This is a genomic window from Salirhabdus salicampi (genome assembly GCF_024259515.1).
Lineage (GTDB): Bacteria > Bacillota > Bacilli > Bacillales > Alkalibacillaceae > Salirhabdus_A > Salirhabdus_A salicampi.
This window is the reverse complement of record NZ_JANBWE010000001.1, coordinates 264,568-286,674: the sequence shown is the minus strand read 5'-3', so window position 1 is coordinate 286,674 and position 22,107 is coordinate 264,568. Positions and strand designations below refer to the sequence as shown.

Here is a 22,107-nt window from a genome sequence, read left to right as displayed (position 1 = left end):
TTAGTAGCATGAGTTTGAAGGAGGCCACTCTATGCCAGGTACAAACCATGGAGCATATATAGAAATGATTCAAAATGAAGTGATTGCTGAGTTTTCAAAAACATTGGAAATGTTTGATCTTACTCCTGCAGAAGCAAGACTGTTTGTTACCCTTTATATAAATCAAGCACCAATGACCTTAGATGAAATGAGTGATGCTCTAGGAAAAAGCAAAACTTCCATGAGTACAGGAATACGTAGTTTGTTAGATTTAAACTTAGTAGACCGGGTTTGGAAAAAAGGTGTAAGAAAAGACCTATACCAAGCTAAAGAAGATTTATATCGCAAATTTATGAACGCTTTTTTACAAAAGTGGTTAGATGCAGCAGATAGACAAAAACAATCATTAGAGGAAATTGAACAAACGCTTCAAAACGAACATGATGTGGATGGAATAAAACCGTTACAAAAACGAATTGATGATATGATAGAATTTCATCAACTTATTGAAAAGACGTTTAAAAGTGTAAAACCGAATGGGAGAAAAACGCTATAATTGAAAAAGCGAGGAGGTTAACCTCCTCGTTTTTTTATGAGCGAACATCTTGACGAATGAAAATATAATAGGAAAGAGCAAAACAGACAAAACAAAGGGCTGAAATTCCAAACAACTGTGGCCATATAACACTTAAGCTTTGGCCAATTCCTAAGGGAGATGGCACTGCTCCAATGACTTGCTCCATTGTGATTGGACCTAACGTACGAAAGTTAGGTGTTAACAATACAGTGGTAATTTCTGAATATAGGTAATTCGGAGATAAACGCATAAAACTTAACGCCATTTCTTCGTAATTACCTTTTTCCATTGATTGATGAAACAGTTGGTCAGGCATAGAGGCATCAATCATTAGGTTAACGAGTATAGAATAGAAAATACTTAAGAAAAGCCACATTGCAATTCCTGCAAGAGCTGATGTTGCAGCTTGTTTGAACCGAATCGACAAAAGAATGGATAAACTTAGCCAAAAAGAAATGTAAATGACCGTCATGAGAAGAAAAATAAAAATTCGTAAAAACTCTTCTAACGTAGGTGGAATTCCTAGTAACAAAATACCACTTGCTATTACAAGAAGGCCAAGGGACATTATAAATGTACTAATAACGAAAAGGGCAGCAAGAAATTTCCCTAAAATAATATAGTCCCTCGGTATTGGTTGCGCCATAACCCTTAAAAGTGTCCCTTTATTTCTTTCTTGATTAACCGCATCAAAGCCGAGACTAATTCCGAGTAATGGACCTAAAAAGCTCATGAAAGTAATAAATGGAGGAAGTGTTCCATCCTTTCCTGTAATCGAAAAAATCTCTAAATAGAGAAATAGTTCCTCATTATTGTCAATACTCTCTGCTACGCCTCGTATCGAAGTTAAGGCTGTGTATAGCGATCCGATACACGTTAATAAAATAAGCGCGATTAATATGTTAAAGCGAAAACTTTTTATATGATCGGTTATTTCTTTTTTTACTATGACCCAAATTGGACTTTGAATAAAACGACGGAAAGTTTCGGCTAGATTAGGCAATGTCATGTACATCACCTTCTCGAAAATAACGATCATATATTTCATCAAGTCCGAGGGAAACGTGTTCAAAACCAAGAATTGGAACTTCTCTCTCCACCAGGTGCTGTATCAAATCTCCCTCATCACGTTTATCTAAATGGACAAAATATCCTTTATCACTTACCGAAACGTGTTTTACGTCATCTAGTGACTCCAATACATTTGTAACTCGATCATTAATTATTGGAACTTTTATGTTATATATATATGTTTCCTCTCCTAATAACTGTCGTTGTAGTTGTTCCATATTACCACAAGCCATGAGTTCACCATTCACAAAAATACCTACACGGTCACAAATTCTTTGCACATGGTGTAAATGGTGTGAAGAAAGCAAAACCGTAATTCCTTTTTCTTTACTCAATTCTTCGATTAATGTAAGAAACTGTTTGATTCCACTTGGGTCAATTCCAAGGGTTGGTTCGTCTAAAATCATCACTTTTGGGTTCTTCATTAATACATCTGCAAGTCCTAGGCGTTGCTTCATCCCTCGGGAGAATTTGCCTACTTTCTTGTCAGCTACATCCCCCAACCCAACTTGTTGAAGTAACTCCAAACCTCGTCTTTTCGCCTCTTGTTTCCGTAACCCATTCAATTCACCCGTTAACATTAGGTTTTCTATACCTGTCATATCCTCATAAAAACCAACTGTATCAGGTAAAAACCCAACTTGTTTCTTTACCTCAATTGGTTGATTTGTTGCATGAAGCCCACAAACAGATACTTCACCTTCCGTAGGCTCAGTAAGCCCTAAGACCATAAAAATGGTAGTAGATTTACCAGCACCATTCGGGCCTAGCAGCCCAAATATTTCTCCTTTTTTTATTGACAAGCTTAACTTGTTAACGGCTTTAACCTCCCTATATTCCTTAGTTACATTTTGTAATTCAATAATGGTGTCTTCCATGTTTATCTCCTCCCGTATTTCCGAACGAGATAATAGATTCCGATAACTACGGCAATAATGATCAATACCCCAATCCAACCCCATACACTAGAAGTTTTCACACTCATTCGGAACTGTGAATTAGAAGAAGCTTCAGGAGATGAAACAGACATTTCTACTACATAGTCCCCTGCGATAGCCTTCTCTGCCGCATGGATAGTAGCTCGTACCTCCTGGCTCTCTCCCGGTTCAATCGAGTCAATTGTTTCAGAATCGAAGGTCACATCCCAGTTTGGCGGTGTGTTACTGCTCAATGATAATTGGCGGAGTGTCGTTGTACCCGTATTTTTCACTTCAAGTTTCATCGTTTTTTCTTTACCTGCCACAATAGTTTCACTTAATCGACCGTCCGGGGTTGTCAGTTCCACTCCATAAGAACCAGTAATATGGGCTTCTAGCTTTACGCTGGATTCAGTCTGTCCGGCAGACGCTGTTATCGGTACCTCGTAGGTACCTTCTTTCACCTGTTCAGATGGATGTAATTCTACTTTTATATTTTCCCTAGCATTTGAATTAACGGCTACGCTTGTTACACTCGAACCATTCACTTTAAAATCAACCGTCCACCCTCTCGGCGCATCGGCACGCAGTGCATAATGTTGTTCTTCAGCTGTTCGATTATACAGTTCTAAATCATATGTGAAGGAAGCATCGCTGTCTCCCTCCATATTCGGTTGCTTTGTTGTTAACTCTGTTTGAAACACACCTCTTTCGTTAACGTTTATCGTAATCGGTAGAAACGAGGGGGTTTCTCCATCTGCCTCAGCAACCATTTGAAATTCGTAGCTTCCTTTATCAATTCTTAACGGAACTTCTACATCTAAAGTAATTATCTCCGAGTCATCTGGTTTCACTGAAAGGGAATTAACTGCATATCCACCTGATGTAATATTGTGATTCCAGTCCTCTGGTAAATTTCTCACTGATATGTTTACATGCTTGATTGATGTGGAGTTGTTTAATACTTCAACTTGCATGTTTGCTTTTTCCCCAGGAGTTAAGGAAATTCCCGAATATGGTGTATGTAATGTCACCCCCGACACCGCATATCCTACATATGTTGGAATTATAGTTAAAACAAGTGTAAGTGTGAAAAGAAGCACCAAAAATGACCTTTTCTGCATCCCAATCATTCCTCCCTATTTTTTTATTGATACGTCTAATGAGGAAAATTGGATTTGACTTTTTTAAAAAAATTTTTATTAAATATTATATAGAAGGAATTTAAGTAAGGAGTGAGGCAAAATGTCATCAACGGATCAAGAGGATCGCCTCTTATTACAAGGGATTTCAAATGGTTCTATTAACGATTTTCAGACGTTATACGAGCGTTACATATCTTATGTATATAAAATTGTAAATTCCTTGTTATCCGATGAACATGAAGCTGCTGATTTATGCCATGATATATTCTTAGAAATATATCATAGGGCCCATACTTACGAGATTAGACGGGGTTCCGTGAAAGCTTGGATTGCAGTTAAAGCGAAATCGAGAACAATTGATTATATTCGGAAAAAACAACGAATTGTATTGAAGGATAAGCTTCATTTTCAAAAGAAAGAAAGCCTAAATAGTACTGAGGATTCTGTGATAAAACAATTAGATGCCGATCGGTTATTACAAGCGATTAAAACATTGCCATCGTCGCAGCAAGAGGCCATTTACTATAACTACTATCATGCGTTATCTCATCGGGAAATAGCTGATAGAATCGGTCGTCCCCTTGGAACAGTCAAATCACTTATCCGCTATGGCATACAAAATATTAGAAAACAACTTACATCCTCTAGTCAGAGTAGGCATAAGGAGGGAGAAATATGAGAGAGTTTCACATTTACGAGGAAAAATTGATTGATTATCTGGATGGTACCCTTCATCAGGGTGAAGTTGCGAATGTGGAACAACACCTACGTTCTTGCTCTGAGTGTCAAAGCAGATGCGAATATTGGGCTAGCACTTTAAAAGGTTCATTTCCGAGCATACCTGAGTCGAGAAGAAAGTCCATATGGAAGAATTTACAGTCGGCATTATTTCAAAAACGCAAGGCCAAACTAACTATGTTATATAAAGGTACACTCACGGTAGCCGCGTGTTCACTTTTTTTCTACATCGGCTTACAATTTGGAGGAAGTGAAAAGGCCTTAGATCAGCAGTCTTTTACCATTGATGACCGTACTGAAGTGTATGATGTCATTCATAGTCATAATGGAGATAGTAAGGGATATGCTTGGTACAATCCTAACCATAAAGAAATGATGTTATATATTCATGAATCACCACAAACTGAAACCGCGAATTACGTATTTATTGAAACAAAAGATACAACAATTCAATCAAATAAAGTCAATGTGGCAAACGGAAAAACACATATATACATTCAAGATGAGAACCTTGCCGAAATATATCGTGTCATTATACAAGGACAGCAAACCGAAAGAACGAGTTATGAACTGAAAATTATACCTACTACTATAGAAGTAACGAGGTAAGAAGCATTTCCACTCTTTATTAAACGACAAATAACTGGCATAATAGCTATAAAGGAACTGCAAGGGAGAGTTTAATAGTGGAAAATGATAAGGATTCCTTCCTAGAAGGAGCAATATACAGTCATAAAGTCGCACAACTTAGTAAAGCCTTGTGGAAATCCATCGAAAGAGACTGGCAGGAATGGGTTAAACCGTTTAACTTAAATATAAATGAACATCACATTTTATGGGTTTCATACCGACTTGGCGGGTCAAGTATATCAGAGATTTCCAAATTTGGCGTTATGCACGTCTCTACTGCTTTTAACTTTTCAAAGAAATTAGAAAAGCGTGGTTTACTCACTTTCTCAAAAAGGGAAAATGATAAACGAAATACTTATGTAGATTTAACAGACGAAGGAAAAAAACTGTTGGAGGAAACACTAAGCGTATTTGATCCATCTGATGCTAGTATTGTAAAAGGGTCATTAAAATTAAAAGAACTGTATGGAAAGTTTCCTGAGTTCCTGGAAATTATAGCAATAGTTAGAGAAGTTTATGGCGACGAATATTTAGATATTTTAAATCGTACCATTACTAGTATTGAGAAAGATTATCAAGAGGATTAACCCTATACATATAGAGGTTAGTCCTCCTTTTTATTCTTTCCGAAAAATTATTATAACAAATAGATGATTTTTTTCATAAAACTATTGATTTCCACCATGAAACGTCGTATTATTCCATGAGAATAAAAAAAGACACAACCATTTATGTTTAAAGGGGGACCTGGAATGAATTGCTGGAAAACAGTAAACATTACCAGGGAATTAGGACAAAGCCGAATTTATATCCTATCGTGTATAGTAAGTATGTTAGGGTTTATTTTATTGTTTTTACCTTTTTCCCTATATCATCAAAACGTGTTAATTAATGATTATGGAATTTTACCTTTACTATTTGTTTTGTATCTATTACCACTCATGCACAAATTATGTCACATTATACCGTTAATCATGTTTTCGAAAAAAGTGAAGGCTCGATTTTATTTAAAATTAAACATATTACCATCCGTGAAATATCGTACCTTTAAAGCATTTACAAAAAAGACATCGGTCTTTGTAGCTCTGGGCCCTACTTTATTTTTGACGATTCCAGCGCTTGTTAGTGGATTAATCTTTCCAAGTTTTTACCCTTACAGTGCATTTTTTGCAGCTTTAAATATGGGACTCTCCATAACTGACTTTTTATATGTAGTACAATTTTCCAAGGCGCCAAAACAATGTGTTATTGAAAATGCTAAGGATGGCTTTGATATTTTAATAAGATAGTATTCTTATCTAGGATACTATCTTATTTATTATGAATATTTCCCTGTTCAATTTTCATATTTTTTGATAAAGTGGTATACATAGTTGCATGAGGAGGGGTTTATGATGGCTTTGATTTATGTACCCTTTGCTATATTTATCTTGTTTATTTTTAATTCGTTAACATATTCCTTTTGTTTAAAAGGTGAACTGTCAAACGAACGACAATCTAAAGTATTTCGAATGATAAATGTGTCGATTACCATATTGCTCATTTCTTCGTATTTAGAAGTATTACACACATAAAAAGGAAGCATCTAAGATGCTTCCTTTTTATGTTTTCATCAGTGGTCGGTCATTTAGTACCAGGCTGCCCCAACAATAATTAACAAAATGAACAGCACGACAATTAACGAAAATCCTCCACCATAGTATCCTTTATGGCTCATTAAAAAGACCCTCCTTTTTCCTTTTGTACAATATCGTATGCGCGTATAATGCTTTCTGAATAGGCGAATTCATTAGGGGATCTAATTTTTATGAAAATGTTTTTTTATGAAAAATATGTTATAGTGTTCAAGAAACCATATTATTATGTTTAGATTAGGAGTGTTAGCATGAAGAAACTAACCACTGCAATCATCTTAGCAATTACTGCACTTACATTAGCTGCATGTACTAGTAATGATGATTCAAAAATGGATGACAGTGATGCAGTTGTGGAAACGAAAGCAGGTAACATTACAAAAGAAGAATTTTATCAAGCGTTGAAAGCGCAAAATGGTGAGGCTGTACTACAAGAATTAGTAATGAGAAAGATCCTGGAAGATAAATACGAAGTTACAGAAGATGAAGTGAACAAAGAAATTAAACAATTGAAGGAAAACTTCGGTGACCAGTTTGAAATGGTATTACAACAAAACGGTTTTGAAAGTGAAGAAGATTTATATGATGTCATTTACTTCAATAAACTTCAAGAAAAGGCCGCTACAGAAGGTGTTGAAGTTTCCGAAGAAGAAATTGAAGATTATTATAATAAGTTAACCGTCGAGGTAAGAGCAAGTCATATTTTAGTTGATGACGAAGAAACAGCAAACGAAGTCATTGAAAAGCTCAATGCGGGTGAGGAATTTGCTAGCCTATCAGAAGAATACTCAAACGACACCGCTGCAAATGAAGAAGGAGGAGACCTGGGCTTCTTTGCAATTAACGGTAATATGGACCCAACGTTTGCAAATGCAGCTTACGATTTAGAAGTTGGGGAAGTGAGTAAGCCTGTTCAAACCCAATTTGGTTGGCACGTAATTAAGGTAACGGACAAGCGTGATGCTGAAGATGTAGGGTCACTTGAAGATATGCGTGACGAGATTCGGAGTATGCTTGTAAATGAAAAAGTCGATCAACAAGCTTTACAAGGAAAAATTGATCAACTCGTACAAGATGCTAATATTGATGTGAAAATTGATGAATTTAAAGACTTATTTAATAATTAAATAAGAAATGGCCTTGTCATCGAAATGACAAGGCCATTTTTATTGTCCTGATAACTCCGGTTCCTTTGATGTTTCGTCTTTATTTGTTCGTTTCTTACGTTCCCGTTCAATCCGTTCCATATAAACTTGCCCTTCTTTTTCAATAAATTGCTGTTCAAGTTGTTTCTCCGCACGCATTGCACGTAGTGCCATATATCCACTAAACAAGATAAATGCAATTAACACATATATGACCCAATGAACACCTAAAATCACATGACCTACCCCCTGTCCTTTTTGTACAAACATATGCTTTTTCTAAAACATTTAGAACAAGGTGTAATGGAAAGCCTTTGTTAACATTAATAGTAAAAGATCATTCAAGTAAGATATGATGGATGCGAAGATGATATGATGAATCGTGCATTACATAAGGTGAAGAGTTCACAGAACGCATTTTGCCATTAGATAACAGGCGTTCCAGCCTCCATCAATCTCCCTCCTATTAAATAAAAAAGAAAGAGCGTGAAAATGCACACGCTCTAGCTCTTGTCAGTTTCTTTCGGAACATATTTAAATATTTCGCCTGTTTCCACTACTTTAATAAATTTCATTAACCATTTGTAATAGTTTTTTGCATATACTAATCGGTCGATATCAGACTCAATCTTCTCCTTTAGTTCCTCGTCAGAGGTATTTTCCGCGAGCTCTCTTAATTCGATAATCGCTTCTTCTGCTTCTTCAATATTCGTTTCTGTATGATGCCTCCAACGATTACCGAAAAGTGAAGTAAACGACTTATACCAGTCTTCTTCTGATTTATATAAATCTTTACGAACACCCTTTTTAAAAGCAGGTTCTACCATTTTCATTTCTGATAATGAGCGTACACCTGTGGACATACTTGTTTTACTCATTTCGAGTGCATCTCGCATATCATCTAATGTCATAGGCTCGTCCGCGAAATATAAAGCTCCGTAAAGCCGACCAACTGATGTAGTAATACCATAGAGACTCATATTTTTTGCAATGACTTGAATAAATTTTTCAATTGTTTCTTCATAACTTGACCAATCTTTATTATGTTTTCCGTTTTCCACAGGAAACCCTCCATGCAGTTGTCAGGTGAATTTTCTGAATGATATTTTACCACTATTCGGTGAAATGTGCTAATTGATTATAGAAATTGAAGCTTTTTCTTTTTTTTCTGACGAAAGCTTATGCAGCATACTCACCTCAGAGTCATGGCAAGTAAAGTAAATAATTTGTTGGGTTTCAGCTACAGAATGCAATATTTTATACATAACGTTCCTGCGATGGTAATCAAAATGAACAAAAGCATCATCAATGATAAACGGTAAACCGTATTGATCACTCATGACCTCGTTTAAGGCTAAACGTAGTGAAACATAAAGTTGTGCAGCTGTCCCTTCTGATAACTCCTTAACATTAAATAAAGTGTGATGACTATCAAGCACTTGTACAGCTTCATTCGGAGTAGGCGGTACAACTTTTACATATTTTCCATCAGTTAATTGATAAAAATAGATTGATGTTTTTTCCATAATTTCAGGTAAGTATTCATTTTCATAAACTTCCTTTGTTCTGACAATTACTTCTTTAGCTGTTTTATAGATTGCCCATTTTCTTGCTAATGAGCGCAATTCGTTTTTATAAAGTGCAAACTGGTGTCTATGATTTGATAATTGTTCATTTTCTTCTAATTGTTTACACGAAGCTAAAAGTTCGGCCCGCTGTTCTTGTAAATATTCCTTTTCCTCTTGTAACTCATTTAATAACTGAACTAGCTGTTGCCGTTTATAGGCTATGAGATCCCAGTCTATATTTTCATGTGCAATATTGCTAGCTTCATTAGGAAAAATAAGTTTGATTTGAGTTAGCCAATCTTCTTGTTTTTCTTTAAGTAGGTTATATTTTTCATACTGTTCCCCTTTGAAAAGAAATTGTTCTTCACTCTCTACTTGTGCATGCTCAAGTAATTGCTGAAGTTGCTCTTCATAGGGAGATAACTTTTGTTGAAGCTCTTGAATTTCTTTATCCAGTTCTTTTCGTTTGTTTCGATAAAAACGTAACGTTTCCCTCTTTTGCTGCTCAACATTTTTCAAATTAAGCAGTTCTTTGTTTAGGTTTATTGATTCATGTTGATTGAGTATATTACATTTTTCGGCTAAATTTTGAATATAAGTATCAATCTCTTTTATTTGTTCATCGAGACGGATAATGACAGCCTCCTGTTGCTCGAGCTCATATGCTTTCTGTTTATATTTTACAAGCTTATAATACATACTAGGCCAGTGGGATACATCAATCCATTTCAAGAATGGAAATTTATTTTGCTCAAGTTGTATTTGTTCTTGAAGATGTGCCTTTTCCGTTTGTAAGCCTTCTTTTCTTTGTATGATATTATGAAGACTTGCCTCTAAATGGTTAAAGTCATTGTTAAGGATGACAAAATCTTTTTTATTTTCTTCATGAGACTGTAAACGGTGTCTTGCCTCATTCAACTCTGTTTCCGATATGTCCCGAATATTATTAACTAACTCATTTTCAGTTTGAGATTCGATTTGTTCCCGGATGAGTTTATTGTTGTGAGATAAATATGCACTCCCTGCCACACCGACTAATAATGAAATTAGCCCCGCTAAGTATTCGACTAAACCTCCCCTAAAGAAGCCATACACTATGAAACTGAATCCTATAAGAGACGTAATGGCAATCAAATGCTTATTCGCCTTACTACCTTGCTTTAACATATTGTGTAATTTCGTCTCTTGTTGCTTTGCTTTCATTCGGTTTTCCTGAAAGAGCTGTTGTTGGATTTGATCAACTCTAGCCTGTTCAAGTAACTCTTTCATACTATGTAACATATCAGTCGGTAGTAATGTTGCTTTCTTTTTCTCAATCTGAGCCTTAACCTGTCCTAGCTCCCGTTTTGCTTTTTCTTCCTCATCAACTAATTGGTCTTGCCTCAATTGCAATTGTTGCTTTCCTTGAGCGAGTGTCTTCCACGTTTCTTCAACTTGAACAGGGATTTGAAGTGCCTGCACATCTTCAATCGTAAGGTCAATTCCTAACAGTCTTAATTCGTGTGCTAACACATCAAAGTTACGCTTATATTCTTCACTCTTTTCTTCTCTTTCCTTCTGTTTATAATCATAGTCTTTCACCATCTCATCAATATGAAGCAGTCGTTCATATACATCTTCATTAAGTAAATCCGTTGATAGGTAGTTCATTTCCTGTTCTGCTTCCTGCTTACCGTTTTTTACTACATTTAAGTCACTAATTAACGGTAACATCAGTTCTTTTAACTGCTCATAACGTTTTATCCCGTTGGATGGAAAAGAAGCAAATTCCTTGTATTGTTTCATCTCTTCTCTTAAAAACTGATATTGTTGAATCGCTTCCTTTGCTTGATAATACTTTCCTAAGATCAAGTTCTCTTTTTCAAGCTGCTCTTTCTTATCTCGAATTGTCGTTAATCTTTTATCAATGTTTTCAATTTTTCTTATCAATTCGTTGTAGGTACCTTCTTCTGCCTCAAGCCTTGTAATTGTTGACTGTATATCTTTCATTTTTTGAATGTGTTGGTTAATGTGAGGAATTTTCCCTTTCTTTTTAAATAAATCACCTGTTTTCTTTTCTAAGTCTTTTTCTAAATAGGCAATTTTATCCGATCCAGTCATTCCGATTCCGAACAAAACTTTCCCTAAGTCTTCTCCCTTTAGCTGACGAATCTTTTGTAATTCATAGTTACCGAAAGAAAATATCCCCTCATATGTGAGTCGGTCCATTCCTTGTAAAAACGTGGTTAACCACGTTTCTTCCTTTTTTTCTCCTTTACTAGTAAAGCAAATTGCACGCCCCTTATTTTTATTTGCTACTCGTTCAATAACAATAGATTCACCAGTAGAAGTAGTAATAAATAACTTACCTCCAATCGCTCCCCCACCCTTAGGTTCATAGAGCTTTTTCATAGAGGAAGGTAAGTCAAATAAAATGTATATAATAAATTGTTTAAAAGAGGTTTTTCCTGATTCATTTGGCCCTTCAATGATTGTAAAGGATGAATGAAAATCGATATGCTTTTCTTTCCATTTTCCAAATTGATAAATATACCCTGTATTGATAATCATGTGCCTTCCCTCATTCCTTTAACAGCTCTTCCATGACAAGTTCTTCTGCTTCCGTTAATATATCCTCCAATTCTTCCTTCGTGAAAGGATCTAAAAACTTTTCTACATCACGATGTTTTGTTAATTCCGTCAAAAACAAACCACTATTTTCCACCTCATCAACCGTGCGTAGCAGTTCACTGGCAAAGTGTTTCCCTTGTAACATTTGTTCCCGGTTCCATTGTACTTTGTTAATCGTTTTAATCGTCTCAATCCAAATCCACTTTCTCTCGTCTGCTTCTCCTTCATTCAAATAATCTTGTAATTGCTCTATTGACTCTTGGTTTACGTATCCAATTGTTTCCCGCTCTATATGTAAGTTGATTCTTACTACAGCACATCTACCATCTTCTCGCAATGTATTCATTGCTCTCTTTATTTGATGTTCAATTTGGTCTACTGTAGTACAAGTGGTTGCGTCGACAGTCAATTGTTCAAAAGAAATAGTATTCGTTTGTAAAAAGGACCATGTTTGTCCTTGTTCTGTTACTTCAACTAGATAACATCCTTTTTCCCCCATCTCTTTTATATGACGCCCTTGGATATTGCCTGGATAGATTGCTAACGGACTCTCATTAATTATTTCTCTAGTGTGAATATGACCGAGTGCCCAGTAGTCCATCCCTCCCTGAGACAAGTCTGACAATCGGAAGGGGGCATATACGTCATGCTCTGAATTAGAGGAAATACTGCCATGTAACATTCCAATGTTGAGTATATCTCGTTTTTCCGCAATATACTCATGTATTTTTCCCTCTGTAACTGCTCTCTCTCCATAACTAAAACCGTAAATATCAGCTAGATGAACACCGTTTTTTCTATACGGAAATACAGTTACACGTTCTGAATCGAAAACATATGTATTTTCGGGATATTCAACTTGAAAATACTCTCCAGACAGGTGATCATGGTTTCCATAGGAAACGAATGCTTGTATCCCACTCTCATGAAGCTTTTCTAATCCCCTTTTAAATTTTAATTGTGCTTTTAAATTACGTGATTGTTCATCAAAAATATCTCCAACAAACAAAACGAAATCGACTTTATAATTTACGGCATAATCGATTAGCCGCTCAAAAGCGGTAAACGTACTATCTTTTAGTTCATCAAATATTTTGTAAGGTACGGAAGACAGTCCTTTAAAGGGGCTGTCCAAATGCAAATCAGCTGCATGAATAAACTTTATCTTTGTCCTCATAAAAGACCCGCCTTTATCAATATGTGTGATATCTTTATTTTATCAAAGCTAATATACGAATGCACGTTCGGTGCGAGAGGTTAAAAAGAAGCCGCACATTATGCGGCTATTCTTTTTTCGTTAACTGTAACGCCTTCTTGAAATCTTTAATTGAAGATGTTCTATTATATAACAAAACTCCGCCTTTATATACCTTCGCTGCAATAATGGCAAAGATGATAATAGTTGATATTAACAATCCAATTGATAATATCATTTCCCAAGCCGGAACATTTAACATACCGACTCGTAAAAACATTAATATTGGAGCAAAAAACGGGATAAACGACGTTACCGTAACAACACTTGAAGTAGGATCATTAATCCCATACATTGCAACCATAAATGATGCTACTACTATAAGAACCATTGGTAGTATTACCTGCTGGACATCCTCAATTCTACTAACTAATGATCCTAGCATAGCTGCCATCATGGCATACAATAAATATCCCAGCAGAAAAAATATGACCGCAAACAGTAATGTACTTATTTGTATATTTGTTAGCCCAAAATATTCAAAAAAACCATCCATGAATTGCCTTTCATTTAAACGTAAAGATGTATATCCAGTTATGAGGATGATTGTAAATTGTGTTAACCCTAATAGTGCAATCCCTGAAATTTTCGCAAACATTTGCGTAATCGGCGACACGCTCGATACGATAATCTCCATTACCCTTGATGACTTCTCAATGGCCACTTCACTGGCAATCATATTTCCATAAATAAGGACTGCAAAATATATGATGAATATCATAAAATATACAAGTCCACGCGCCTGATTTAATTCTTCAGCTGTTTTCGCGTTATCCTTTAGAGCGACCTTTTCCATTTGAACTGGGGAAAACATTTTCTGTAATATATTTTGTTCAATGCCTGCTTCAGCTGACACCATTTCTGTTTTTAAGTTGGATAAGTACTGTTGCAACATATTCGCTAGCCGATTTCCTGATATATCCATTGCATAGTAAGTAGCGCTTGGTAATTCTTCCTGGTCTGTCTCCAGATGAAGAAAAACATGATATTTCCCCTCTCGAATTGCCTGTTTGGCTTCTTCTTCCGATCCAATAAAAAGAGAAAGGACAATGTCTTCTTCTCCGCTACTGACCAGTTGTTGTAATGGAGTGAAAAAGGTATTGCTTTCATCAATTACCGCAACCTTTGTTTGTTGTTCATCATCCCCAAATAATTGTAAGATATTTTGCAAATTCGTTAACGTAATAATCAATAGTAAAGTCATGGAAGTCATAATTAGAAAAGGTTTGCTTTTTAAGTGGCTTATATATGTATACGCTAGAATTGTACGGAATTTATTCATAAGAGGCTCCTACTTTCTCAATGAATATATCATTCAATGATGGTTCCTCTAAGTCAAAGGTGCGGACAAAGCCTTTTCCGGATAGTGCTGAAAACACTTGTTGTGAAACCTCTTCTGTTTCTATTTGTACTTCGCAACCTTGTGCCACTTTATGGAACCTTGTCACACCTTGAATATCACGAATAAAGGACAAGTCAAAGTCTGCATGAACAATGACATTTTTCTTCCCAAAATCTTTTTTGATTTGACCTAAACTTCCGTGTACAACAGGCTTTCCTTTATGTAATATACAAAGGTTTTCACACAACTCTTCCACATGGTCCATACGATGGGAAGAAAACACAATCGATGTCCCTTTTTTCTTTAGGTCAACTACGGCTTCCTTCAACATTTCCACATTTACCGGATCTAACCCTGAGAATGGTTCATCGAGAATTAACAATTTCGGTTTGTGAATAACGGCGGTGATGAACTGAATTTTCTGTTGATTTCCTTTTGAAAGTTCTTCAACTTTTTTATCTTTATATTCAGGAACTTTAAACCGTTCCAACCAATAGTCAAGTTCTTTGTTACTATGTTCTTTCGTCAAGCCGCGTAACTTTGCTAAATATATTACTTGTTCCTTCACTTTTTGCTTTGGGTAGAGTCCCCTTTCTTCTGGTAAATAACCAACTAGATGACTTTTTTCATAATCAATTGAATCACCGTTCCAAGTTATGTTCCCATCGGATTGTTGCAGTAATCCTAAAATCATTCGAAAAGTTGTCGTTTTTCCAGCACCATTTGCTCCTAGAAATCCGAAGATTTGATTTTCTGGGATTTTTAAAGATAAATCATCTACAGCCTTAAAGGATCCAAATCTCTTCGTGACCCCATTTAACATTAATGTCATGCTCTTCCTCTCCCCTACGTACCTTTTTAATAAGAACAAATAACAAATGTTTGCAGGATTTTCCAACTCTTGACCGAAATGCATTAAATAATATTATTGGAGGTATGCATTATGCAGGAATATACCTTAACTGTATTCGAGAAAAACGGACAGTTATTACTAGAACAAAGTTTTCAAGCGAATAATGACCAATCAGCAAAACAAAAGGGTACGGAAATATTAAACAAAGAAAATTTTGCGCAATATACACACCGTTGTGTTTCAGAAGATGGTCGTTTAATTTTATTTTCACGATAACAACGACATTTTCTTACTATTCTCGATAACCGACAAGATTCCTTCATGAAACTAAATAAAAAAATCGCCCATAAGGGCGATTTTTTTTATTCATTCTCGCTATATAATTCTTCTAATGGCTTTGTAATAATACGGCTCACATCACCGATTACGGTATTCAAACGCTGCTCTTCTTCCATTAGTTTGGAAATTTCCGTGTTTTGCTGAACAAGTTCAACAGTTTTTCTAGCTTGCTCAACTTCTTCCTCTGAAATTTCTTCACCTTGCATTTGTTTTTGTTGTAAAGTGATTTGAGTTTGACGGAAGTTGTTAAACATGTTCTTTGTAGACTCGTCTCCCATTACAGCATCATATGCGCTCTTTAATGCTTTAAATTCTTCACTTTCACGTAAACCTTTTTCTAAGTCATATGCTAAATCGTATAAATTTGACAAAATGAAACCTCCTAAAATTTTTCCTTAACAATACTTTACCCACTGTATCAAACATTTCCTCCCATGTATAGTCAACTGTTTATTGAAACCATAGTAAAACCGTCATTCCTTGAAAAAAGCCGATAAATCCCCCAAGAAGCGCCCCTAAATATGTAATCATTCGCAGTTCTCTACCAGTGATCGTCAGCACCATACTTTCGATTCGTTCAATCGGAAAGCCTTTTACTTCATCAGCAACAATTTCTTGAATGTGCATCCTCTTCATCATCGGTTCGACATTGGAGAGTGCTTTCCCCATAACTCTTTCCAGCATTTGTGGTATCCATTTCTCACGAACCGATATCCCAACCTGGTCATACAAAGTTGAAACACGGGTTTGGAATAACCGTTCTACAGATAGTACGTGAATGATAGGACGAATGATATCGTTATTTATATGAACAACTGTGTTTATTTCCTGGATCTCCTTCTCCATTATCTCTTCCCATTGTTGTTCTAAAAGATAAGTGATTAGTTGCTCAGCTTCGGTGGAGCTTATATAATCCGTCAGCATTGGCTGGATTTGTCTTCCTAATTTTTCAGGTCCAACAAAAGATGTAAGGACATTACCTAAGAAACCTTTATTGTCCATATAACGTTTAATTACGGATTCAATATTTTCCTTTCCACTATCACTTTCTATATATTGTTTTACCTTCAGCAAAACTTGTGCACTAATGGTAGGAATATAATCTTTCCCTTTTTGATACATCGACGTTGGGACGATTTCCCTTAACATAGTATGTTTATTTTTTTTCAGCCAACTGTTTACGTTTCCGTTTACAATTTCCGACAGTTTTTTATGCACCAACGAGTCATGCACTTGTATACCCAATTTTGTGCATAATTGCCCCACCGTCATATCTTGTCTTAAAAAAGAATCTAACTGCTTTAGAATCCATCTTAATAATCGTTTTCGAAAAGTTTGTGAAAAGAAACGACGTTTCACTCCATCAGGTGTCAACAAGTGGCGTACTACAACGTCTCCCATTTGCCGCGCTAATTCTTCTCTTCGCTTTGGAATTAAGCCAGGTGTAAAGGGGATTTTATAGTTCCCAATATATTTGGCCTGATGGGGGCGAAATAACATTTTAATAGCAAGGGAATTGGTTATTCCTCCAATAACGGCCCCGATGATAATCATCATAAAAACAAAGAAGAAACTACTCATTTAACATACCTCACTCAAAATTCTTTGTCTATTAAGTATATGATAATTTATCCATATGACAAAGGCATTTTATGAATTAATGGAAACGTATCATTTTCGTATTTGGAACAAAAAATAAAAAGGCAAAAGGAGGGAATGATGATGGCTGATCCAACAAACGAAAAAAGCTTCAAAGATAGTCGTACAAAAAGAGATGTTGATGTGGATCGCATGATTAATGAAGGTTTAGGTGGCGGTACTACACGTCCCGTACATCAACAAGCCCAAATTGAAGAGGCGAGAAAACTCCCTCACAACGATGAACCTTTTCCTGATGCCGAAAAAACTAGATAATATAAGAAAGGCTGCTATTGATTTAGCAGCCTTTCCTTGCTTACCTTTGTTCTTCTCGTACAGTAACTCGAGATTCAATTTGACAAGCCGGGCAATGAAATGCATGCAAACATAAATGGTTTTCCTTTGATTGGACTAATCCATCAACCATTTTTGCGTCTTCGTCTTCCCAATAGGGGCTATAATCGTCGTAATAATCGACTACTCTGCCGATATCGTACATATTACCATTACAATTGGGGCAAGTTTTTTCTAATTGTTCCAATCCGTTACATAACGGACAAACATACATATGTTACTCCCCCTCAGTTATGAAAAAACGCTATATAAAAGAGAACGGCTATGTATGAAGGAGGAATCCAGGATTCCTCCTTTGAAGCCATCATTATTGTTGTTGTGTTCCACCCATTTGTTGTTGAGCCATAGATACTAGTCGTTTAGTGATTTCTCCACCGACAGACCCGTTAGCACGAGAAGTTGTGTCGGCACCAAGTTGAACGCCAAATTCTTGTGCAATTTCAACCTTCATTGAATCAAGTGCTTGTTGTGCACCAGGAACTAAAAGGTTGTTTGAGTTATTGCTGTTGTTACTTGGCATTGTTTATCACCTCCTGTGTATCCATAGTTTAGGCAGGATTCCGAAATGATATTACGAAAATTTATTGGTAATTTTTTTTTGTATATCCAGTTCATTTCCTATTTAAAACCCTTCGGCCTAAAACTAAACCGAAGGGTTTTCACTTACACATTTGGTGAAGTCATATTTGCAGGGTTTACAAATTCATCGAACTGGGCTTCTGTTAATAACCCCGTTTCAATGGCTGATTCTTTTAATGTAATATTTTTTTCAAACGCATTTTTTGCGATCTTAGCTGCATTCTCATACCCAATGTGTGGATTTAATGCCGTTACAAGCATTAATGAATCATTTAAGTATTGATTAATTTTCTCTTCATTCGGTTCTAGACCAACAGCACAACGGTCATTAAAAGACTCAATACTGTCAGCTAATAACTGAGAGGACTGTAAGAAGTTATATGCAATAACCGGCTTAAATACATTCAATTCAAAATTCCCTTGGCTTGCTGCAAAACCGATAGTTGCATCGTTACCCATTACTTGAGCAGCTACCATTGTAACAGCCTCACTCTGTGTCGGGTTAACCTTTCCTGGCATGATGGAGCTTCCCGGTTCATTCGCTGGGATTGTAATCTCTCCAATTCCACAACGAGGACCGCTTGCCAGCCAACGAACATCATTAGCAATTTTCATAATATCTGCAGCAAGCGCTTTTAACGCACCATGTGCATAGACAAGCTCATCGTGACTCGTTAACGCATGGAATTTATTTTTAGCAGATACGAACTGCTTGCCAGTGTATCTCACAATGTTTTCACATACTTTTACAGAAAAATCCGGGTGAGCATTTAAACCCGTCCCAACTGCTGTTCCGCCAATAGCCAGTTCACGTATATGTTCGAGGCTCTCTTTTAACATCTTATCTGTTTTCTCTAACATACGATGCCAACCGCTAATTTCTTGTCCTAACGTTAAAGGTGTAGCATCCTGTAGGTGTGTCCGACCAATTTTAACAAGGTCAGCATACTTAGCTGCTTTTTCTTGTAATGTTTGTTTTAATTTTGTTAAAGCAGGTAATACAACATCTTCTAATTTTATAACAGCAGCTATATGCATCGCTGTAGGGAAAGTATCATTTGAACTTTGTGATTTGTTTACATCATCATTTGGATGTAGTCTTGTCTCTTTTCCTTGCTCTTTTAGCCACTCATTACCGACGAACGCAATCACTTCATTCACATTCATATTAGATTGAGTTCCACTACCTGTTTGCCAAACAACAAGTGGGAAATGGCCATCAATTTTACCGTCCACAATTTGATCCGCTGCATAGGAAATGGCTTTGGCTTTTTCTTCTTCTAACAAACCAAGTTCAACATTTGCATTAGCAGCACTTTTCTTTAAGATTGCGAATGCCTTAACAATTTCAATTGGCATAAGCTCATTTCCGATAGGAAAGTTTTGCTTACTTCTTTGTGTTTGTGCCCCCCAATATTTTTCCTGCGGTACTTTTACTTCGCCTAGTGTATCTCTCTCAATCCGGTAGTCCATGTAACTTCCTCCTCTTTCATCCTTAAATAATCTCCCCTTTAACCATACCAAAAGTTTAGAAAATTGCCTACTTTTTCACAATAAGAATCATACAAAAAAAATCGTAATTAATTACGATTCTTATCCTCCAAAGGAAAACGAAGGAAGTCCTTTTATACCTAAGTTCACTTTAAATACACAACCAGCATTTGGGAATTTTTCCAAATCCTCTTCACTTGTACGAATTCTCGCTGTTGTGATAAACAGTTCTTTCAGTTGTTGTCCACCAAATATACAAGATGTTACGTTTACCGCTGGGACATCAATATAGTCTAGGAGTTTCCCGTTAACTGGGTCCCACCTGGATACAACAGAACCACCCCAATGTGCTATCCACAACTTTCCTTCTTCATCACTCGTCATTCCATCAGGTACACCTGTTTTTGCAGGTATATGTATTATTTCCTTCTGATTCGAAATGTCACCCGTTTTAAGGTCAAATTGAAATCGTACAACCTTCCTCGTCGGCGTATCAATAAAATACATAAATTGATAGTCAGGTGACCACGTAATTCCATTTGATGTACTAACCTTGTCTACCTTCTTTGACACTTGTAAATCTTTATTTAACGAATATAATGCTCCTTTTTGGTCAATTCCAATTGAATCTGTTGTTCCGGCCCAAAACCTACCTTTAGGATCACACTTGCCATCGTTAAACCGATTATCAACGAGATGTGATTCTGGGTCTACAATATGTTCTAGCTTATTTGTACGTAAATGAAAATAATAAAAACCGTGTTGGAGTGCTACGACAACACTCGTCTTATTACGGGGGACAACCGCTCCAACAAATTGATTTAGGTTATACGTTATAGGTCTTTTCTTCTTACGAAGCATAAACAACTTTCTTCCTGTAATATCAACCCAAAATAGCCTGTTATGCTTGCTATCCCAAGAGGGACTTTCTCCTAATTCTGCTAGTGCTTGACTAGCGATTTGCAATGGCATAGAAAACACCTCATTGTATTCTATATATTTGCCGCTTCTCGTTCTCCTTTTTCGATATCAACATATTGTAATAAAATCATGCCGCCAATAAAGAAGAAAACGAGAGATAAAATACCTAATCGACTTGAACCTGTTAATTGTCCGATAAACGCAAACATAAATGGGCCAAAAATTGCTGCAAACTTAGATGATACCCCGTAAAACCCGAAAAACTCTGCCCGTTTATGTTCTGGTACCATCCTTCCGTAAATGGATCGACTTAACCCCTGGGCACCACCCTGCACAATTCCAACACACATCGCCAATAAATAAAAATGAAGAGCTGTTGTCATCAAGTACCCTAAAATCACGATGCCCATATAAATAAATAACGCTAACGTGAGGGCTTTTTTCGGTTTCCATTTACCGGCTAACCAACCGAATAAAAATGTAAAAGGAATCCCAATAAATTGGGTGATTAACAAGGCGGCAATTAAGTCGGTGGAGTCAATTCCTATTTCACGTCCATAAATGGTCGCCATCTTGATAATTGTAGAAATCCCATCATTATACATCCAAAAGGCTAATAAAAATAATAACAGTTGTTTATAATGGCGTAATGTTTTAAATGTCTCTCCAACCCTTTGAAACCCTATGGCAACGTAAGAACGTTTACGCTTTTCTCTTTTACATCGTTCTTCTTTAATATGTTTAAACATCGGAATGGAAAAGAAAAACCACCATAATCCTACTGTTACAAAAGCTGCCTTTGCAGCAATTTCTGCGTTCGGAAAACGGAACCACTCATACTTCATAATCATTGCTAAGTTGATTGCTAGGAGAAGACCACCACCGATATACCCAAAAGCATAGCCTGATGTTGATATCTTATCAATTTCCTCATTATTCGCAATCTCTGGTAAAAAAGCGTCGTAAAAGATATTCCCTCCTGAGAACCCGACCGTTCCAATTATCATTAATAAGGATGCAAATATATATTGTCCTTCTCCTACAAATGCAAGCATGATACTAGCGATAATTCCCATATAGGCAAAGAAACGTAAAAACTGCTTTTTCGCTGCAGAAAAGTCACTAATGGCACCTAAAATCGGTGAGAGCATTGCTACGATAAAGACAGCAATTGATTGAGTGTACCCCCAGTAACTTGTTGCTAAATGATTGGATAAGTTCGCGGCGTAGTAGTCATGGTAAAAAACAGGAAGTACTGCAGCCATAATTGTTGTAGCAAATGCCGAATTTGCCCAGTCATACATGACCCAACTTCTTATTG

The 22,107-nt window shown here is 36.3% G+C and carries 26 protein-coding genes; 9 read left to right on the top strand and 17 right to left on the bottom strand.

What is annotated here, in order from left to right:
• Positions 1–31: 31 nt before the first annotated feature.
• On the top strand, positions 32–535 hold the full coding sequence (locus NLW78_RS01535; RefSeq protein WP_254494541.1) for a GbsR/MarR family transcriptional regulator: 504 nt from the start codon (positions 32–34) through the stop codon (positions 533–535).
• Positions 536–569: 34 nt separating this feature from the next.
• Here NLW78_RS01535 and NLW78_RS01530 read toward each other — a convergent pair whose 3' ends face one another.
• The 3 genes from NLW78_RS01530 to NLW78_RS01520 are packed head-to-tail and all read right to left on the bottom strand — an operon-like array spanning position 570 to position 3,668.
• Positions 570–1,565, bottom strand: coding sequence for an ABC transporter permease (locus tag NLW78_RS01530; protein ID WP_254494538.1), 996 nt, complete (start codon positions 1,563–1,565; stop codon positions 570–572).
• Complete coding sequence (locus NLW78_RS01525; protein ID WP_254494536.1) at positions 1,552–2,505, bottom strand: ABC transporter ATP-binding protein; 954 nt, start codon at positions 2,503–2,505, stop codon at positions 1,552–1,554. Before NLW78_RS01525 ends, NLW78_RS01530 begins: the two co-directional genes overlap by 14 nt.
• A gap of 2 nt (positions 2,506–2,507) precedes the next feature.
• The gene (locus NLW78_RS01520) at positions 2,508–3,668 is read right to left on the bottom strand and encodes a COG1470 family protein (RefSeq protein WP_254494535.1); all 1,161 of its coding nucleotides are present in this window, start codon (positions 3,666–3,668) and stop codon (positions 2,508–2,510) included.
• Between the two features lie 121 nt (positions 3,669–3,789).
• Between NLW78_RS01520 and NLW78_RS01515 the strand changes: the two genes are divergently transcribed.
• The 5 genes from NLW78_RS01515 to NLW78_RS01495 all read left to right on the top strand — a co-directional run bounded on the left by NLW78_RS01515 (position 3,790) and on the right by NLW78_RS01495 (position 6,631).
• Positions 3,790–4,368 (top strand): RNA polymerase sigma factor, encoded by a 579-nt coding sequence (locus NLW78_RS01515; protein WP_254494534.1) that lies wholly within the window; start codon positions 3,790–3,792, stop codon positions 4,366–4,368.
• Complete coding sequence (locus NLW78_RS01510) at positions 4,365–5,036, top strand: anti-sigma factor (RefSeq protein ID WP_254494533.1); 672 nt, start codon at positions 4,365–4,367, stop codon at positions 5,034–5,036. The genes NLW78_RS01515 and NLW78_RS01510 overlap by 4 nt, the downstream gene beginning before the upstream one ends.
• A gap of 74 nt (positions 5,037–5,110) precedes the next feature.
• Positions 5,111–5,644, top strand: a complete 534-nt coding sequence (locus NLW78_RS01505) for an HTH-type transcriptional regulator Hpr (RefSeq protein WP_437181947.1) — start codon at positions 5,111–5,113, stop codon at positions 5,642–5,644.
• A 165-nt stretch (positions 5,645–5,809) separates the two neighbouring features.
• The gene (locus NLW78_RS01500) at positions 5,810–6,346 is read left to right on the top strand and encodes a DUF3267 domain-containing protein (protein ID WP_254494531.1); all 537 of its coding nucleotides are present in this window, start codon (positions 5,810–5,812) and stop codon (positions 6,344–6,346) included.
• A 105-nt stretch (positions 6,347–6,451) separates the two neighbouring features.
• Positions 6,452–6,631, top strand: coding sequence for a hypothetical protein (locus tag NLW78_RS01495; protein ID WP_254494530.1), 180 nt, complete (start codon positions 6,452–6,454; stop codon positions 6,629–6,631).
• A 53-nt stretch (positions 6,632–6,684) separates the two neighbouring features.
• On the opposite strand, the gene NLW78_RS01490 is transcribed toward NLW78_RS01495, so the two are convergent.
• Entirely contained in the window at positions 6,685–6,774 is a 90-nt protein-coding gene (locus tag NLW78_RS01490) for a YjcZ family sporulation protein (protein WP_254494529.1), read from the bottom strand.
• A gap of 168 nt (positions 6,775–6,942) precedes the next feature.
• On the opposite strand from NLW78_RS01490, the gene NLW78_RS01485 reads away from it, so the two are divergent.
• On the top strand, positions 6,943–7,818 hold the full coding sequence (locus tag NLW78_RS01485; RefSeq protein ID WP_254494528.1) for a peptidylprolyl isomerase: 876 nt from the start codon (positions 6,943–6,945) through the stop codon (positions 7,816–7,818).
• Between the two features lie 39 nt (positions 7,819–7,857).
• Here NLW78_RS01485 and NLW78_RS01480 read toward each other — a convergent pair whose 3' ends face one another.
• From NLW78_RS01480 to NLW78_RS01455, 6 genes are all read right to left on the bottom strand, one after another.
• A complete protein-coding gene (locus tag NLW78_RS01480; protein ID WP_254494527.1) occupies positions 7,858–8,073 on the bottom strand; it encodes a sporulation YhaL family protein in 216 nt (71 codons plus the stop codon).
• Between the two features lie 266 nt (positions 8,074–8,339).
• Positions 8,340–8,897 (bottom strand): GbsR/MarR family transcriptional regulator, encoded by a 558-nt coding sequence (locus NLW78_RS01475; RefSeq protein ID WP_254494526.1) that lies wholly within the window; start codon positions 8,895–8,897, stop codon positions 8,340–8,342.
• 69 nt (positions 8,898–8,966) lie between these two features.
• Complete coding sequence (locus NLW78_RS01470; protein WP_254494525.1) at positions 8,967–11,954, bottom strand: AAA family ATPase; 2,988 nt, start codon at positions 11,952–11,954, stop codon at positions 8,967–8,969.
• A 10-nt stretch (positions 11,955–11,964) separates the two neighbouring features.
• A complete protein-coding gene (locus NLW78_RS01465; RefSeq protein ID WP_254494524.1) occupies positions 11,965–13,191 on the bottom strand; it encodes a metallophosphoesterase family protein in 1,227 nt (408 codons plus the stop codon).
• Between the two features lie 106 nt (positions 13,192–13,297).
• Positions 13,298–14,551 carry an ABC transporter permease gene (locus NLW78_RS01460; RefSeq protein ID WP_254494523.1) on the bottom strand — a complete coding sequence of 418 codons (1,254 nt, stop codon included), beginning with the start codon at positions 14,549–14,551 and terminating at the stop codon, positions 13,298–13,300.
• Complete coding sequence (locus NLW78_RS01455) at positions 14,544–15,443, bottom strand: ABC transporter ATP-binding protein (RefSeq protein ID WP_254494522.1); 900 nt, start codon at positions 15,441–15,443, stop codon at positions 14,544–14,546. Before NLW78_RS01455 ends, NLW78_RS01460 begins: the two co-directional genes overlap by 8 nt.
• A 111-nt stretch (positions 15,444–15,554) precedes the next feature.
• On the opposite strand from NLW78_RS01455, the gene NLW78_RS01450 reads away from it, so the two are divergent.
• Positions 15,555–15,740, top strand: coding sequence for a YhzD family protein (locus NLW78_RS01450; RefSeq protein ID WP_254494521.1), 186 nt, complete (start codon positions 15,555–15,557; stop codon positions 15,738–15,740).
• A gap of 86 nt (positions 15,741–15,826) precedes the next feature.
• On the opposite strand, the gene NLW78_RS01445 is transcribed toward NLW78_RS01450, so the two are convergent.
• Positions 15,827–16,174 (bottom strand): YlbF/YmcA family competence regulator, encoded by a 348-nt coding sequence (locus tag NLW78_RS01445; protein WP_254494520.1) that lies wholly within the window; start codon positions 16,172–16,174, stop codon positions 15,827–15,829.
• 79 nt (positions 16,175–16,253) lie between these two features.
• Positions 16,254–17,384 (bottom strand): DUF445 domain-containing protein, encoded by a 1,131-nt coding sequence (locus NLW78_RS01440; protein ID WP_254494519.1) that lies wholly within the window; start codon positions 17,382–17,384, stop codon positions 16,254–16,256.
• 141 nt (positions 17,385–17,525) lie between these two features.
• Between NLW78_RS01440 and NLW78_RS01435 the strand changes: the two genes are divergently transcribed.
• Positions 17,526–17,717 carry a hypothetical protein gene (locus NLW78_RS01435; protein WP_254494518.1) on the top strand — a complete coding sequence of 64 codons (192 nt, stop codon included), beginning with the start codon at positions 17,526–17,528 and terminating at the stop codon, positions 17,715–17,717.
• Positions 17,718–17,757: 40 nt separating this feature from the next.
• On the opposite strand, the gene NLW78_RS01430 is transcribed toward NLW78_RS01435, so the two are convergent.
• From NLW78_RS01430 to NLW78_RS01410, 5 genes are all read right to left on the bottom strand, one after another.
• Entirely contained in the window at positions 17,758–18,009 is a 252-nt protein-coding gene (locus tag NLW78_RS01430) for a hypothetical protein (RefSeq protein ID WP_254494517.1), read from the bottom strand.
• Positions 18,010–18,102: 93 nt separating this feature from the next.
• Positions 18,103–18,315 carry an alpha/beta-type small acid-soluble spore protein gene (locus NLW78_RS01425; RefSeq protein ID WP_254494516.1) on the bottom strand — a complete coding sequence of 71 codons (213 nt, stop codon included), beginning with the start codon at positions 18,313–18,315 and terminating at the stop codon, positions 18,103–18,105.
• A 143-nt stretch (positions 18,316–18,458) separates the two neighbouring features.
• Positions 18,459–19,847 carry a class II fumarate hydratase gene (gene fumC / locus NLW78_RS01420; protein WP_254494515.1) on the bottom strand — a complete coding sequence of 463 codons (1,389 nt, stop codon included), beginning with the start codon at positions 19,845–19,847 and terminating at the stop codon, positions 18,459–18,461.
• Between the two features lie 120 nt (positions 19,848–19,967).
• Positions 19,968–20,837, bottom strand: coding sequence for an SMP-30/gluconolactonase/LRE family protein (locus NLW78_RS01415; protein ID WP_254494514.1), 870 nt, complete (start codon positions 20,835–20,837; stop codon positions 19,968–19,970).
• Between the two features lie 20 nt (positions 20,838–20,857).
• Complete coding sequence (locus tag NLW78_RS01410; protein ID WP_254496074.1) at positions 20,858–22,090, bottom strand: MFS transporter; 1,233 nt, start codon at positions 22,088–22,090, stop codon at positions 20,858–20,860.
• Positions 22,091–22,107 lie beyond the last annotated feature (17 nt).

Bases quoted from the DNA above. Each gene is read 5' to 3' on its own strand.
- NLW78_RS01510 (WP_254494533.1), top strand. From the start codon at position 4,365: ATGAGAGAGTTTCACATTTACGAGGAAAAATTGATTGATTATCTGGAT.
- NLW78_RS01535 (WP_254494541.1), top strand. From the start codon at position 32: ATGCCAGGTACAAACCATGGAGCATATATAGAAATGATTCAAAATGAA.
- NLW78_RS01470 (WP_254494525.1), bottom strand. From the start codon at position 11,954: ATGATTATCAATACAGGGTATATTTATCAATTTGGAAAATGGAAAGAA.
- NLW78_RS01415 (WP_254494514.1), bottom strand. From the start codon at position 20,837: ATGCCATTGCAAATCGCTAGTCAAGCACTAGCAGAATTAGGAGAAAGT.
- NLW78_RS01460 (WP_254494523.1), bottom strand. From the start codon at position 14,551: ATGAATAAATTCCGTACAATTCTAGCGTATACATATATAAGCCACTTA.
- NLW78_RS01525 (WP_254494536.1), bottom strand. From the start codon at position 2,505: ATGGAAGACACCATTATTGAATTACAAAATGTAACTAAGGAATATAGG.
- NLW78_RS01530 (WP_254494538.1), bottom strand. From the start codon at position 1,565: ATGACATTGCCTAATCTAGCCGAAACTTTCCGTCGTTTTATTCAAAGT.
- NLW78_RS01515 (WP_254494534.1), top strand. From the start codon at position 3,790: ATGTCATCAACGGATCAAGAGGATCGCCTCTTATTACAAGGGATTTCA.
- NLW78_RS01410 (WP_254496074.1), bottom strand. From the start codon at position 22,090: ATGTATGACTGGGCAAATTCGGCATTTGCTACAACAATTATGGCTGCA.
- NLW78_RS01485 (WP_254494528.1), top strand. From the start codon at position 6,943: ATGAAGAAACTAACCACTGCAATCATCTTAGCAATTACTGCACTTACA.
- fumC (WP_254494515.1), bottom strand. From the start codon at position 19,847: ATGGACTACCGGATTGAGAGAGATACACTAGGCGAAGTAAAAGTACCG.
- NLW78_RS01440 (WP_254494519.1), bottom strand. From the start codon at position 17,384: ATGAGTAGTTTCTTCTTTGTTTTTATGATGATTATCATCGGGGCCGTT.
- NLW78_RS01465 (WP_254494524.1), bottom strand. From the start codon at position 13,191: ATGAGGACAAAGATAAAGTTTATTCATGCAGCTGATTTGCATTTGGAC.
- NLW78_RS01495 (WP_254494530.1), top strand. From the start codon at position 6,452: ATGGCTTTGATTTATGTACCCTTTGCTATATTTATCTTGTTTATTTTT.
- NLW78_RS01490 (WP_254494529.1), bottom strand. From the start codon at position 6,774: ATGAGCCATAAAGGATACTATGGTGGAGGATTTTCGTTAATTGTCGTG.
- NLW78_RS01455 (WP_254494522.1), bottom strand. From the start codon at position 15,443: ATGACATTAATGTTAAATGGGGTCACGAAGAGATTTGGATCCTTTAAG.
- NLW78_RS01425 (WP_254494516.1), bottom strand. From the start codon at position 18,315: ATGCCAAGTAACAACAGCAATAACTCAAACAACCTTTTAGTTCCTGGT.
- NLW78_RS01500 (WP_254494531.1), top strand. From the start codon at position 5,810: ATGAATTGCTGGAAAACAGTAAACATTACCAGGGAATTAGGACAAAGC.
- NLW78_RS01435 (WP_254494518.1), top strand. From the start codon at position 17,526: ATGGCTGATCCAACAAACGAAAAAAGCTTCAAAGATAGTCGTACAAAA.
- NLW78_RS01430 (WP_254494517.1), bottom strand. From the start codon at position 18,009: ATGTATGTTTGTCCGTTATGTAACGGATTGGAACAATTAGAAAAAACT.
- NLW78_RS01450 (WP_254494521.1), top strand. From the start codon at position 15,555: ATGCAGGAATATACCTTAACTGTATTCGAGAAAAACGGACAGTTATTA.
- NLW78_RS01520 (WP_254494535.1), bottom strand. From the start codon at position 3,668: ATGCAGAAAAGGTCATTTTTGGTGCTTCTTTTCACACTTACACTTGTT.